The organism is Bradyrhizobium sp. 186 (genome assembly GCF_023101685.1).
In the GTDB taxonomy this organism is placed as follows: Bacteria; Pseudomonadota; Alphaproteobacteria; order Rhizobiales; family Xanthobacteraceae; genus Bradyrhizobium.
Genome location: NZ_CP082164.1, coordinates 3,863,210 through 3,876,645 on the forward strand (window position 1 = coordinate 3,863,210; position 13,436 = coordinate 3,876,645).

12 protein-coding genes are annotated in these 13,436 nt (G+C 64.7%); 1 reads left to right on the plus strand and 11 read right to left on the minus strand.

What is annotated here, in order from left to right; translation table 11 throughout:
* Window positions 1–212 precede the first annotated feature (212 nt).
* The gene (locus tag IVB18_RS18375) at window positions 213–1,106 is read left to right on the plus strand and encodes a LysR family transcriptional regulator (protein ID WP_247990414.1); all 894 of its coding nucleotides are present in this window, start codon (window positions 213–215) and stop codon (window positions 1,104–1,106) included.
* Between the two features lie 7 nt (window positions 1,107–1,113).
* On the opposite strand, the gene IVB18_RS18380 is transcribed toward IVB18_RS18375, so the two are convergent.
* From IVB18_RS18380 to IVB18_RS18430, 11 genes are all read right to left on the minus strand, one after another.
* Entirely contained in the window at window positions 1,114–3,444 is a 2,331-nt protein-coding gene (locus tag IVB18_RS18380) for a PAS domain-containing sensor histidine kinase (protein WP_247990415.1), read from the minus strand.
* Window positions 3,445–3,669: 225 nt separating this feature from the next.
* Window positions 3,670–5,043 carry a cation-efflux pump gene (locus IVB18_RS18385; RefSeq protein ID WP_247990416.1) on the minus strand — a complete coding sequence of 458 codons (1,374 nt, stop codon included), beginning with the start codon at window positions 5,041–5,043 and terminating at the stop codon, window positions 3,670–3,672.
* Between the two features lie 211 nt (window positions 5,044–5,254).
* Window positions 5,255–6,223 (minus strand): zinc-binding dehydrogenase, encoded by a 969-nt coding sequence (locus tag IVB18_RS18390; RefSeq protein ID WP_247990417.1) that lies wholly within the window; start codon window positions 6,221–6,223, stop codon window positions 5,255–5,257.
* A gap of 25 nt (window positions 6,224–6,248) precedes the next feature.
* Window positions 6,249–7,244 (minus strand): nitronate monooxygenase family protein, encoded by a 996-nt coding sequence (locus IVB18_RS18395; RefSeq protein ID WP_247990418.1) that lies wholly within the window; start codon window positions 7,242–7,244, stop codon window positions 6,249–6,251.
* A 218-nt stretch (window positions 7,245–7,462) separates the two neighbouring features.
* Complete coding sequence (locus IVB18_RS18400) at window positions 7,463–8,113, minus strand: hypothetical protein (protein WP_247990419.1); 651 nt, start codon at window positions 8,111–8,113, stop codon at window positions 7,463–7,465.
* A 58-nt stretch (window positions 8,114–8,171) separates the two neighbouring features.
* Entirely contained in the window at window positions 8,172–8,369 is a 198-nt protein-coding gene (locus tag IVB18_RS18405) for a hypothetical protein (protein WP_247990420.1), read from the minus strand.
* A gap of 173 nt (window positions 8,370–8,542) precedes the next feature.
* Window positions 8,543–9,259 (minus strand): hypothetical protein, encoded by a 717-nt coding sequence (locus tag IVB18_RS18410; protein ID WP_247990421.1) that lies wholly within the window; start codon window positions 9,257–9,259, stop codon window positions 8,543–8,545.
* Window positions 9,260–9,309: 50 nt separating this feature from the next.
* A complete protein-coding gene (locus IVB18_RS18415) occupies window positions 9,310–10,716 on the minus strand; it encodes a hypothetical protein (RefSeq protein ID WP_247990422.1) in 1,407 nt (468 codons plus the stop codon).
* A 249-nt stretch (window positions 10,717–10,965) separates the two neighbouring features.
* Window positions 10,966–11,754: a fumarylacetoacetate hydrolase family protein gene (locus IVB18_RS18420; protein WP_247990423.1), complete on the minus strand. Its 789-nt coding sequence runs from the start codon at window positions 11,752–11,754 to the stop codon at window positions 10,966–10,968.
* A complete protein-coding gene (locus IVB18_RS18425) occupies window positions 11,751–12,770 on the minus strand; it encodes a 2-dehydropantoate 2-reductase (RefSeq protein ID WP_247990424.1) in 1,020 nt (339 codons plus the stop codon). The genes IVB18_RS18420 and IVB18_RS18425 overlap by 4 nt, the downstream gene beginning before the upstream one ends.
* Before the next feature lie 95 nt (window positions 12,771–12,865).
* Complete coding sequence (locus IVB18_RS18430) at window positions 12,866–13,291, minus strand: CBS domain-containing protein (RefSeq protein ID WP_247990425.1); 426 nt, start codon at window positions 13,289–13,291, stop codon at window positions 12,866–12,868.
* Window positions 13,292–13,436 lie beyond the last annotated feature (145 nt).

A 13,436-nucleotide genomic window follows, 5' to 3' on the forward strand; every position in this document is an offset into this window, starting at 1 on the left:
GACCGGAGTGACTGATCCCCATCAATATTTGGAATCGTTCGAAGATCAATAAAGCTGTCTCATGCTGCGATCGCGAACTCAGATCGATTGACGGGTGCAATCAATCGATATGAAATTGCAATCGACGCCGTTCCGCCGCCCGGTTTTTGCGTGTTGGGAGGGATCGGGCGTGCTAGCTTGCATGCCACGACATAATCCGAGGGGATGCGCGGTTGCTCGACAAACTTGAACTGCTGCTGGCGCTGGCGAAGGAGCGGCATTTCGGCCGGGCCGCGGAGGTGTGCGGCGTGACCCAACCGACCATGTCGACCGGGCTGAAGCAGCTCGAGGAGATCCTCGGCGTGATGCTGGTCCAGCGCGGGTCACGTTTCCAGGGCTTCACCCCCGAAGGCGAGCGAGCGCTGGATTGGGCGCGGCGGATTGTGGGCGATGCCCGCGCCATGCGCCAGGAGATCAATTCGCTGAAGGACAAGCTCTCCGGCGAGATCCGCATCGCGGCGATCCCGACCGTGCTCGGCATGGTCGCCTCGCTGACGACGCCGTTCCGCGCCAAACATCCGGACGTGCGCTTCCGCATCCAGTCCACCACCTCGTCCGAGGTGCTGGGGCTGCTGGAAAACCTCGAAGTCGATGCCGGGCTGACCTATATCGAGAACGAACCGATCGGCAAGGTTCGCACCATTCCGCTCTACAACGAGAGCTATCGTCTGCTGACCGCGCCGGATGCGATGTTCGGGGACCGGGAGAGCGTGACCTGGCAGGAAGTCGGTCAGGTTCCACTCTGCCTGTTGACGCCCGACATGCAGAACCGCCGCATCATCGACCGCGCGCTGCGTTCGGTCGGCGCGGAGGCGACACCGACGCTGACCTCGAACTCGCTGCTCGTGCTGTTCACGCATGTGAAGACGGGGCGCTGGGCGAGCGTGATGCCGGCGAAGCTCGCCGAGACGCTCGGGCTTTCCGATACGGTGCGCTCAATCCCGATCATCGATCCCGAGGTCAATTACAGCATCGGCATGGTGATCCCGCAGCGCGATCCGATGACGCCGCTGATCGCGGCGCTGGTAAACGTCGCGCGCGAGGTGGCGCCGACGCTGCAGCTCTAGCCCGGCTTCACGCCGCGGCGGAAACCCCGATTGCCGCCTTCTTGGCGTCGCGCGGCAGGGTCACGCGCACGACGGTGCCGACTTCGAGCTTGGAGCGCAATCGCATCGAGCCGCCGTGGAGCTGTGCCAGCGAGCGGGCGATCGCGAGCCCCAGTCCCGAGCCGTGATAGGTCTTGGTGAGCTGGCTCTCGACCTGCTCGAACGGACGGCCCAGCTTTGCCAGCGACTGCTGTGCAATTCCGATGCCGGTGTCGGCGATCATCAGCACGATCCTGTCGTCGAGCTGCCGGCTGCGTACCACGATGCGTCCGCCATCCGGCGTGAACTTCACCGCATTCGAGAGCAGGTTGACGATGATCTGCTTGGTGGCGCGGCGGTCGGCGACGACGGAGATCGATGTCTCGATGTCGGCGTCGAGCGTCAGATGCTTGTCCTGCGCCCGACCGGTAACGACCCGCAGGGATTCCGCGAGCGTCTGCGCCAGGTCGAGCTCTTCCATGTCGAGCTTCATGCGGCCGGCCTCGATCTTGGACATGTCGAGGATGTCGTTGATGACCTCGAGCAGATAGTGGCCGCTGGTCAGGATGTCGTGGCAGTATTCCTGGTATTTCTCCGAGCCGAGCTCGCCGAACATGCCCGAGCCCATGATCTCGGAGAAGCCAATGATCGCGTTTAGCGGTGTGCGCAACTCGTGGCTCATATTGGCGAGGAACTTCGACTTGGTCTGGTTGGCTTCCTCGGCGCGGGTCTTCTCGCGCTGATACTTCTCGGCGAGATCGGCGAGTTCGCCCGCCTGGCGTTCTAGCGCGGCCTGCGAGCGCTTGAGGTCGATGACGGTGGCGCGCAGGCGCAGATCGTTGTCGACGAGCTTCTGCTCGTGCTCCTTGATGCGGGTGATGTCGGTGCCGACCGAGACGTAGCCGCCGTCCTTGGTGCGGCGTTCGCTGATGTGCAGCCAGCTGCCGTCGTCGAGCTGGGCCTCGAAGGTGCGTGCGCCCGGGCCCTGGCTTGCGGTCTCGTTGTGGCGGGTGCGGACCTCCGGCATGCGGCCGACTTCGAGCACGGTCTCGTAGGAGGTGCCGGGGATGACGGCGCTGTCGGGCAGCTTGTGCAGGCGCTGGAAGTGCGAATTGCAGAGCACCAGGCGGTCGCTCGCGTCCCACAGCACGAAGGCTTCGGGAATGGTCTCGATCGCGTCGCGCAGCCGCAGGTCGGCTTCCACGGTCCTCTCGGCGAGGCTCTTCTGCTCGGTGATGTCGACGGCGATCCCGATCAGGTGAACGCTGGAGTCGGTGGCGCCGCGCGTCTTTTCGCAGCGGACGCGGAGCCAGATCCAGTGGCCGTCGACATGCTGCATGCGGAAGGTCTGGTCGATATGATCGATCTTCTCCGAGATGAGCTGGTCGGCGATCGCGAACAGGTCGATGTCGTCGGACTTCACCAGCGCGTTGACCTCGCCGAAGGTAAGGAGCTCGTTGCGGCCGTCGAGGCCGAGCATTGAGAACATCGATTGCGACCAGAAGATTCGGCCGCGCGACAGATCCCAGTCCCACAGGCCGCACCGGCCGCGGTTGAGCGCGGTGTCGATCCGGCCGCGCACGGCGTCGTTGATCAGATCGCCCTCGCGGGCGCGGGTCGACTGCCAGTGGAAGGCGAAGCCGAGAATCAGGACGACGAAGCCGGTGGTTGCTGACAGCGTCACCGAGAGTGCAGCATCCGAGCCCCAGATCGGCTCGTTGCGCTCCTGGATCACGGTGACGAGGCCCGGCAGGGACTTGATCGGTCGCGAGGTCGCCATTGCGGCGTTGCCGTTCGGCAGCGTCATGTCGGAAACGTTGCTGTCGCGCGGCGGCGACGCGAGCAATTGCGCCGTGGTGATCGCGTCGAGCAGGCGATCGTTGCCGGCCGGATCGCTGTCGATGGGAATGCGGGCGAGGATGCGGCGGTCGACGCCGGCCGAGGTGACGATGACGTGCCGGCCCGAGGCCGTGCCCCAGGACGGGATCAGGTCGGGCAGCAGCGTCGGCAGGCTCTCGATGTTCTTCAGTCGTTCCTGCCGTGACGAGGTGAGGCGGTCGACGCGTTCGGCGAGGAGGTCGGCCAGCGCCGAGATGTCATGCCGGATCACCGACCGCTTCTGGCGCGTCTGATCGACGACCTGAACGAAGGCGCCGAGGCAGATCGTGATCAAGAAGGCGATGATGAGCGTCGGCACGGCGCGACGCAGCGCCGGCTCCGCGATCAGGAGCCGATGATAGGCAGGTTTCGCGATCGATTGCGCCAATCCTTTGATCGAATCGGATTGGACGCACGCGTCCGCGGCGTCTGCGCGCGCCATGCCTTCGGCCCCCTGAAAACCTGCTTGCGACGAGGTTCGGAAACAGCCCCACGTCGCTTCCGAATCACAGCGATTTGAATCCAGTTTTCGCAGGCTGTCGAGAGTCAACGAATCGTTAATGCGAATTTATTCTTATCCCGCGCAGAGTTTGCGCGGCTCGCGTCCGCAAGTTTACGTGCGCCATGAGTCCGAAACGAGAACGTGTGACTCTTCGCGCGCACTGAATCACGCGCGCGGCGGCTCGGCGTGACTGATCACGCGCTTCACGGTGGGGAACGCGCGCCGCAGCGCGCGCTCGATCGCATCGACATGCTCGTGCACTCTAATCACGCTCATCGACGGCGTGGCGCGGCAATGGAAGTTGACGATCTCGCCGGCATCGGTGTTGCGGACACGCACATTGTGGATGTCGTGGATATCGCCGCCGGCGGCATATTCGGTGAGCGCGGCCGCGATAGTCTGCACTCGTTCGGGCGCTGCGTCGACACCGAACGGAAGTTCCGGCTCCAACGGCTCGATATGGACGTCGATCTCCACGTCGGCGCCGAACTCCTCCTGGATGTTGCGCTCCAGCGTGTTGGCGACGTCATGGGCAGCGTCGAGCGCCATCTCGCCGTCGACCTCGAGGTCGATGCCGACAATCAGCTTGGCGCCGAGGTCGTACACCGTGACGTGGTGGATGGCGAGGCCCGAATTGCGCGCAATCACCATGATGCGGTCCCGCACGGTCTCGTTGTCGCGTGCGACGGGGACGGCCGTGAAGGTGAGGTCAGTATCGCCGAATGCCTTGGTCACGGCCGCTTGCGCGTTGCGCTTGATCTCTTCGACACGGTCGATCGGATAGGTGCGCGGCACCTTTGCGATGGTGTCGATGAAATAGGTTGCACCGACCATGCGCACCCGCAATCGCTCGACGTCGATTACGCCGGGCACGCCGCGAATCGCGGCGGTCGCCTGCTCCTGGGCGCCTTCCGGCGCGCGGTCGACCAGCGTTTGCACGGTCGAGCCGGCCATGCGCAGGCCGAGTAGCGCAATCATCACGGCGACGGCCGCTGCGGCCGCGGCGTCGCCCCACCAATAGCCGAGGGCGGCAAGCATCAGGCCGACGATCACGGCGAAGGAGCCCATGACGTCGGAGGCGAAATGCAGCGCGTCCGCGGCGAGCGCCTGGCTCCGCGTTTCCCGCGCGGCGCGATGCAGCGCGCGGGCGCGCCAAAGATTGACCACGATGTCGATCACCAGCACGACGAACGGCACGGCCGAGATCGTCGGCGGCGGGGTTCCCTCGCGCAGGCGGCTATAGGCTTCGACCAGGATGCCGCCGGCGAGCACGTAGAGCAGGGCGGTAACGCCGAGCGCGGAGATGCTTTCGAGCTTGCCGTGGCCGTAATGGTGCTCCTCGTCGGCTGGCTTGTCGGACACCCGAACCACCGCCCAGGTGATGATGGTCGCGATCAGGTCGACCGAGGAGTGCAGGGCCTCGGAGATCAGCGCGAGCGAGCCGATCGCGATGCCGACCGCGAATTTGGCCGCCGCCATGCCGCCGCTGGCGAAGATCGAGATCGCTGCGACCGATGTCTTGCTGTGCTGGGAGGTCATGGCGGGGATTTAGCAGCCCACGGGCGAACATCAAGCGATGATCCACAGGTGTAGTCGCTAGTGATTTGCAGGAGCGATGCTGCTGCGAACTGTTCCGAATAGAACGGTCGGTTCGCCTTTAATTCCGTCATTCCGGGGCGCCGAAGGCAACCCGGAATCTCGAGATTTCGGGTTCGGTCCCTCGGACCGCCCCGGAATGACAGTCACGCAATCACATCGTCACGACAATCTTGCCGAGGTGCTTGTTCGCCTCCATGTGCTCGAAGGCCTCATTGATGTCGTCGAATGCGAACACCTTGTCGATCGGCAGTTGCAGCTTTCGCGATTCCACCGCGCCCCAGATGTCCTTGCGGACTTCGTCGAAGATCTCGCGGACCTCCTCGATGGTGCGGGTGCGGAAGGTGACGCCGACATAGTTGATGCGGCGCGCCGCATGCAGGTCGAAGTTGAAATCGGCATGGGTGCCGCCGAGCCGGCCGACATTGACGATGCGGCCCTTGATTTTGGTCGCAGCGAGGTTCTGGTTGGCGACTTTGCCGGAGACCTGGTCGACGATGAGGTCGACGCCTTCGCCGTTCGTCGCCTTCAGCACCTCGTCGACCCACTTGGGATCGGACGAGTCGACGGCGAGGTCGGCGCCATATTCCGTCAGCCGGCCGCGGCGATAGGAATCGGTCGACGAGCCGATCACCAACTTGGCGCCTTTCAGCTTGGCGATCTGCATCGCCATCAGGCCGACGCCGGAGCTTGCGCCCTGGATCAGCACGCTTTGGCCGGGTTGCACGCCGCCGACGGTGACGACGGCGTTGTGCATCGTCGCGAGCGCGACGGGGAGGGTGGCGGCTTCCTCGAAATTCATGTTTGAGGGTGCGCGGAACAGCCGGCCGTGATCGGCCAGCGTATATTCCGCGAACGCAGCACCGCCCGAGCCCATGATGCGGTCACCGACCTTGACGCCTTTCGCGTGAGGCCCGAGCTCGGCGACTTCGCCGGCCCATTCCATGCCGAGTACGGCGCCGACGCCACCGGCCGCACCATGCGCGTGGCCCTTGCGCATGCCGGTGTCGGCGCGGTTCAGGCCGCAGGCGCGGACGCGGACCAGCACTTGCGTGCCTTTTGGCGTGGGCTTTGCGACGTCGGAAATCGCTGCCCCGTCAGGGCCATAGACATAAGCCTTCATGAATTGCTCTCGCTTCTTACAGTGATTATTCCGCGGCTTGCGCTGTCGGATGAACGATCATCCCTTCGAGCCGGCTACGAATGATGGCTTCCGCCTCGCGCACGATGCGGGAGACCAGTTCGGCGCAGCTCGGGATGTCCTGGATCAGTCCCTGGACCTGACCGGCCGACCAGATGCCTTCGTCGGAATTGCCCGTTGCATAGACCATCTTGCCGCGGGCGCCCGCGACGAGGTCGCGGATGTCCTCGAATTTGGCGCCTTCCTTCTCCAACGCGACGACCTTGCTGGATATCTCGTTCCTGGCGACACGCGAGGTGTTGCGCATGGTGCGGAAGATCAGTTCGGTCTCGCGCTCGTCATTGGCGACGATCTTCTCCTTGATCAGCTGGTGGATCGGGCTTTCCCTGGTGGCCATGAAGCGCGTGCCCATGTTGATGCCGTCGGCGCCCAGCGCCAGCGCGGCGACGAGGCCGCGCGCATCGGCGAACCCGCCAGAGGCGATCATCGGGATCTTAATCTTGTTGGCGGCGGCCGGGATCAGGATCAGGCCGGGCGTGTCGTCCTCGCCGGGGTGGCCGGCGCATTCGAAGCCGTCGATCGAGATGGCATCGACGCCCATGCGCTCGGCGGAGAGCGCGTGGCGGACGCTGGTGCATTTGTGCACGACCTTGACGCCGTGCTTCCTGAACTCGTCGACATGTTCCTGCGGCTTGTTGCCGGCGGTCTCCACCACTGTGACGCCGCTCTCGATGATTGCGGCGCGATATTCGGCGTAAGGCGGCGGCTTGATCGCGGGCAGGATGGTGAGGTTGACGCCAAAAGGCTTGTCGGTGAGGTCGCGGCAGCGCGCGATCTCCTTGGTCAGATCTTCCGGCGTCGGCTGCGTCAGCGCCGTGATGAAGCCGAGCGCCCCGGCGTTCGCGACCGCCGCGACCAGCTCGGCGCGCCCGACCCATTGCATGCCGCCTTGGACGATCGGATGCTCGACGCCGACGAGTTTTGTGAACCGTGTCTGCAACATGACCTGTTTCCCCCGCCCGCGTGGCTCGCGGGCTCTGTTATCGGTTGATGGCGGCAGGATGCCGCCCGGGGTAGCAAAAGTCTATTGCGCCGGCGTGGTGGGGGCGGGGCGATTATGCGAGGGGTGTGGATGATTCCGCAGGGCGGATAATTTCGGATGTGCGGTGCCTCACCGCGTCGTCTTGGCTTTTGCCAGGACGACGGCGGGAACGCGGCTTGCTACTCCGCCGACAGCCGCACCATCTGGCGGCCACCGTTTATTTCCTTGAGGGTGTTGACGAAGTTTTCCGGGCGCTGCCAGCGGTACGGGACCTTCAGTCCCATGAATTCAGCGATGTCGCCGATGAAGCCGGTGCAGTTCGTGGTCTCGGCGTTCCAGACCGGCGAACTCGCCTGCAATTTCTTGATGTAGGCGAACACGCGTTTGGCGTCGGCTTCGCTCAGGTAGACGCGATAGCTGGCGGTCAAATAGTCCGGATCGAGATCGCCGTAGCTTGCGCCGGTCTCGGACGGCACCCAGGTCAGGTGACCGAGCACGTAAGCCCAGGTGTCACCGGCGGGCGTGAGGCCGGCGACCTCGACGGCGCGTTCGCTGGTCTTGCCGTACCAGACGAAGGCGTGGCCCCAACTCGCGGCCGTACGTGCGCGGAAATCGACGTAGTAGGGACCCTTCTCCGCTCTTGCGACAGGCCGTCGCGCCGATTGCGGTGCCGGTTCTGATCCAGGGTCGTTCGAGACAAGCGCATTCGCGTCAGCAACGCGCTTGTTCGCTTCGTGGGCCGAGGCCGATGGCATCGTGCACGCGATCATGGCCGCAAGGCCGAGCCCTGCGAGCAGGCAGGATCCCGATCGATCAGCTTTGTTCGTCACGTTGTGCCCCCTCGACTGCCGGCCGTTCACGCTGATTCAGCGCTTGCTAGATCACGCGTCAGTAGCGCGACGCCACCGGGCCCGGCGCCTTGCCGATCGGGGACTTTCCAACCGGGCTCTTGCCAATCGGCATCTTGCCGATCGGCGCCTGCTGCTGGACATAGACGGGCTGCCGGCGCGGCAGATCCGCGGCATTCGCAGCCGTCACCAGAGCAAGCGTAGCACCCACGACAAATACAATCTTCTTCACAGTCATACCCCTGAAGGTTTGGTCCAAACACGGCGACGCCGTGCCCCCAGACACGCCTCACAGATGGGCGTCGGAATGCGTCTACAGTGCGGCGGACGCGGGACATGTTGGCGGCATATGTCTGGCGTGCGGGAGCTGTGATGTGTGTCCAAATGTTTCGCAGCTGCGCCGCGCGTTCGTCAGCGATCAGCACGCAGACGAAAATTCATCTCGATCCTTGCGCGCGATGGCTCGCCTGCAACGCGCCACGGCGAATAACCGGGCGTGGGATCTGGGTCTGACGGAAGATCGATCTGCCAGGTTTCCGCAGGACTGCCCGGGAGCGTCAGGCTGACGACCCGGTGGCGCGTCTTGTACATCAGCGAGGCGGAGGCGAGGATCACCGGGCGGTCGCCATCATGAGCGCGCCAACTTGCAGCCGGCGATGCGATCGCATGCCCCCGCGCTTCCTCGACCTCGATCTGCACGTCCTCCTTGTCATCCGGCAGGGTCATTCCGGGGGGCAATCGGAACTGAAGCTCGAGCGTCATGAAGCCGTGGCTGAGATAGGGCGAGCGGATGAACTCGTACCACGCCCACCAGACCAGGCCTGCTGTGATCAGCAGAAGCGTGACGGCGAAGGGGAAAGACAGGCGCGTCTCGGCGCGAACTGCGGCGTTGGATGTTTCCGCAACGGGCGGAGCCGCACTGTTTCGAACGAGGCCGATGCGCGCGAATAGCCAGATGCCAGCGATCAGGCCGACCACGCCGCCTATCGGGCCGATGTTGAAGAATGCACCCATGGCGATGCCGCCATCGCGGTCCGGCCCGGCCAGCATGATCACCAGCGCTGCAAGCGCGGACCAGCCGGCGAGCATGCCGAGCAGAGCGGAGAGGAGACCGAGGATGAAGCGCATGCGAGGTTGGTCGCATGGATATGGATCGCGGTTCGAATCCCGTGCGTGTTTCACCCGATCCGGTTCAGGCTGTTCCTGATGGTCGAGAAGATGCCGCCGATGTCCTTGCGCAAGCCGTCGAGGGCGTTGAAATTGTCGAAGATGCGGACGAGACGGTCCTCGACCTCGCGCTTGCTCTTGGTGAGTGCGTCGACACGTGAGGTGAGCGTCACATCGCCGTTCGCTTCAATCTCGCCGACGGTGTTGGCGAGGAGGTCGCGGGTGGTGCTGACCTCGGCGATCAGCGCCTCGATGCCGAACACCGGAGCCTTCAGCGGGACGAGGTCGGCCTGCGACTTCGAAAGCTCGATCTTGAAGGCGTTCAATGTCGTCAGCGTCTCTTGCAATGCGCCAAGACGCTGGCGCGACTGAATGATAAAATCGTTCAGCGCATTCTGGCGGTCGGCGAGGGTCTTGCCGTCGGGGTCGGTCTCGACCTCTGCAAGCGAGCGTTCGAGCTGCGCCTGGCGCTGACCGAGCTCCTCGAAATCGAGCCGGATCGCCTTCAGGATGTTGGAGCTGTCGTCGATGCGCGCCAGGCGCTGCTCGATCTCGATCTTGTTGCTCGAGAGTGCCTCGACGCGTGTGCTGAGCGGCGTCTCGCCGCCGGTCTCGAGCTCGTCGATGGTCTTGGCGAGGCGTTCATGGCTGAGGCTCAATTCGCCGACCAGGGTGTCGATGCCGGCCTCGGACGAGCGCAGCGGCACCAGCTCGGCGTGGGATTTCGCCAGATCTTCCTTGTACTGGTTGAGGGTCGCGAACGTGTCCTGGGCCGTGCCCACCCGGGACAGCAGCGTCGATACGTCGCGCGCGATATCCTTGAGCCGGTCGGCGAGGTTGTTCTTGCGGTCGTCGGTCTCGAGGTCGAGCAGGGAGCGCTCGAGTTGGTTCTGGCGGTCGCGGATCTCGGTGAAGACCGGCTCGACCGCGCGGCGCTGCTCGGCGACCTTGCCGACCATCTCGCGCAGCCCCTGCTGGCGGCGGCGGATTTCGGCGAGCTGGTCGTGCATGTCGGTGGATTGGTTGCGGCTCTGCTGGAGCAGGGCCCGCTGCTCGGTCTCGCCCAGCTTGTCGTGGAGCGCGGAGACGGCCTCCCGGGGGTCGCTCTCGATCAGGTGCTGGACCGTCGCGTCCAGGTGGTTTTGCAGGGCATGGGCGACGACGACGTCCTCCCGCGTCTTCTTGAGGCGGTCGCGTAGCGTGCTGAGACGCCGGTCCTGGCGCGAAATCCGCCAGGCCTGAAGGCCGATCAGCGCCAGCGCCACGGCCAGGATGGCACCCGCCGCGATGCGCTGCGGCATCGGCAGGGCCGAAAACAGGGCGGCCAGGTGGCCGACGTCGTAACCAAACGCCTGCTGGGCGAAGATCGCGATGGCGGCGAGCAGGACAAACCAGGCAACCAGGAAAAACAGCCACATCGTGAATTCCACACGCCGGCACACAACATTCCTGTGTTGCTATTTGAGAGTGGAACCGAGATCAAAGGGGCGGACGGGCTGCAGGGGTGTTTCGGAGGGGGCGATCCAGGCCGGCCGGGTCGACCGATCGGTGGATGGCCCTCCGAGGCTTGCCGGGTTTTCCCGCGTTTTTGGGGCGCGCCCCATACCTTCCAGTTGTCATTCCGGGGCGGCGGTCGCGCCCCGGAATGACGGGGAGAAGGGAAGCAGCTACAGCCGAAACTCGTTGGTCAGCTCGCCGATGCCGTCGATCGCGACCGTCACCGTATTCGCCGGCTCCTTCATCACGCCAACGCCGACCGAGGTGCCGACGGCGATGAGGTCACCGGGGAGGAGGGTCATGTCATGCGAAATTTTGCTGACCAGCTCCTGGGCGCTGAAGATCATGTCGGCGATCGGATAGTTCTGCCGCTCCGCGCCGTTGAGGATGGTGCGGACTGTGAGCTTGGCCGGATCTAGGCCGGTCGTGATCACCGGCCCGAACGGGCCGTAATCGTCGATCCCCTTGGCGCGCGCCCATTGGGCGAAGGTCGGGTCGCGGGTCAGGATGTCGTTTGCGGTGATGTCGTTGACGCAGGTGTAGCCGAAGATGAAGGCATCGGCTTCCGCCGGCGTGACGCGGGCGCAGGTCTTGCCGATGACGATGCCGAGCTCGCCTTCATAGGTGGTCTTGCCGTCATACGAGGCGGGGCGGCGGATCACGGCGCCGGGCGCCGCGATGCTGGTGGTGGCCTTCAGGAGATAGAGCGGCTCCGGCGGCTCGGGCTGGTTGAGCTTGGCGGCGAGCGCGTGAAAATTGTTCCACAGCGCGACGATCTTGCTGGGCGCGCAGGGTGCCAGCAGCTCGACTTCGGCCAGCGCCAGCGTCTTTCCGTTCGCTGCGTTGCGGCCGAACATCTCGCCCTCATGCACGCTGATGCCGGATGGCGTCAGTGTCCCGAAACCGGTCGCTCCGCCGTGACGAAAGCGCAGCCATTTTTTCGTCTCGGCGGTCATCATGCCACCGCCAGGGCGCGCGGATCGGCCGGCGTCGAGACGCCGTCATAGAGGCCGGCGATGCGGGCGCGCTGGGTCACCATCGCCAGCACCGAGTCGAGCGCGGGCGTCGCAATCCCGGTCAGGCGGCCCATCTCCTGCACCACCGTGACGAGCGGGTCGATCTCCATTGGGCGGCCGCGCTCCAGATCCTGGAGCATCGAGGTCTTGTGCGCGCCGACCTTGCGGGCGCCCTCGATGCGGCGCTCGACATCGACGCGGAATTTGACGCCAAATGTCTCGGCGATGCCTTGCGTCTCCACCATGATCGCACGCGACAGCGCGCGTGTGGCCGGATCGGTGCAGATCACGTCGAGCGTTGCATGGGTCAGCGCGCTGATCGGGTTGAAGCAGACATTGCCCCACAGCTTTAGCCAAATCTCGTCACGGATGCGGTCGAGCACCGGGGCCTTCAGGCCGGCGGCGACAAAGAGATCGGCGAGGCGCTGCACGTCGGCGGTGATCTCGCCGGAGGGCTCGCCGAGCGGAAAGTTGTTGCCGTAGACGTGGCGGATCACGCCGGGCGCCTCGATCTCGGTCGCGGGATAGACGATGCAGCCGATGGCCCGCTCGGCCCCCAGCTCGCGCCACTGCCGCCCGCCGGGATCAATGCTCTCCAGCGTCGAGTTCTCGTGTTGGCCGCCGTGCTTGTGGAAGTACCAATAGGGGATGCCGTTGACGGCGGTGACAATGCGCGTGTGGGGCCCGAGCAGTGGCTGCATCTTCTCGATCACGCCGGTGATCGAATGCGCCTTCAGCGTGATGATGATGTAATCCTGCACGCCGAGCTCGGCGGCATCATCGGTGCAGCGGGGATAGACGGTGTGCTTCTCTTCGCCTGCGAGCAGCGTCAGGCCGCGCTCGCGCATCGCGGCGAGGTGGGCGCCGCGCGCGATCAGGCTGACATCGGCGCCAGCGCGTGCGAGCTGAACCCCGAGATATCCGCCGATCGCGCCGGCGCCGTAGATGCAGATCTTCATGAAATCCTCGCGAGCAGAAACCGGGACGAAAGATCCGGTCCGGCTCGGAAGGATCCGAGCCGGGGCCGGCAGTCGCAGGGGAAGGGTAGTGCCGCTTAGGCTGCTTGCGGCGTACCGTTGATCGCTTCGTCCATGGCAGCGGCGATGTCGCGCATGCTGATGACGGAGACGAGGCTGTAATCGTCGATCACCGGCAGGTGGCGGATGTGATTGCGGTTCATCAAGTGGCGGACGTGCTCGATCGTGTCGCTCGAGGTGCAGGACACCAGCTGCTGCACCGAGACGAGCTGCGAGACCTTGACGTTGACGCCATTGGCGCCGTGCTCGGCGACGGCGCGCACCACGTCGCGCTCGGTGAACATGCCGACGGCGGTGTTGCCTTCCGAGCGGACCACGTCCTTGACCACCAGCGCGCTGATGTTGTTGGCGCGCATCAGCTTGGCGGCGATACCCATCGTTTCGTTCATTCGCACCGTGACAACGCGCGGCGTCTTCTTGCGCAGAATGTCTCCGACCAGCATTGCAACCTCCATGGGTGAATGATGGATTGAAGTTTGGTATACATAATGCCAATCGTCAAGGACTCAATTTGGCTGATCCGAAAATTCTTGCGGCAGTCAAGCTGACGTTTGTCGCTCCCGGCAAAAAGAAAAGGGGCGCATCGCT

Excerpts from the sequence above, each read along its gene's own strand:
- IVB18_RS18385 (WP_247990416.1), bottom strand. The coding sequence starts at position 5,043 with ATGACCTCCCAGCACAGCAAGACATCGGTCGCAGCGATCTCGATCTTC.
- IVB18_RS18425 (WP_247990424.1), bottom strand. The coding sequence starts at position 12,770 with ATGAAGATCTGCATCTACGGCGCCGGCGCGATCGGCGGATATCTCGGG.
- IVB18_RS18390 (WP_247990417.1), bottom strand. The coding sequence starts at position 6,223 with ATGAAGGCTTATGTCTATGGCCCTGACGGGGCAGCGATTTCCGACGTC.
- IVB18_RS18415 (WP_247990422.1), bottom strand. The coding sequence starts at position 10,716 with ATGTGGCTGTTTTTCCTGGTTGCCTGGTTTGTCCTGCTCGCCGCCATC.
- IVB18_RS18420 (WP_247990423.1), bottom strand. The coding sequence starts at position 11,754 with ATGATGACCGCCGAGACGAAAAAATGGCTGCGCTTTCGTCACGGCGGA.
- IVB18_RS18410 (WP_247990421.1), bottom strand. The coding sequence starts at position 9,259 with ATGCGCTTCATCCTCGGTCTCCTCTCCGCTCTGCTCGGCATGCTCGCC.
- IVB18_RS18380 (WP_247990415.1), bottom strand. The coding sequence starts at position 3,444 with ATGGCGCGCGCAGACGCCGCGGACGCGTGCGTCCAATCCGATTCGATC.
- IVB18_RS18395 (WP_247990418.1), bottom strand. The coding sequence starts at position 7,244 with ATGTTGCAGACACGGTTCACAAAACTCGTCGGCGTCGAGCATCCGATC.
- IVB18_RS18405 (WP_247990420.1), bottom strand. The coding sequence starts at position 8,369 with ATGACTGTGAAGAAGATTGTATTTGTCGTGGGTGCTACGCTTGCTCTG.
- IVB18_RS18430 (WP_247990425.1), bottom strand. The coding sequence starts at position 13,291 with ATGCTGGTCGGAGACATTCTGCGCAAGAAGACGCCGCGCGTTGTCACG.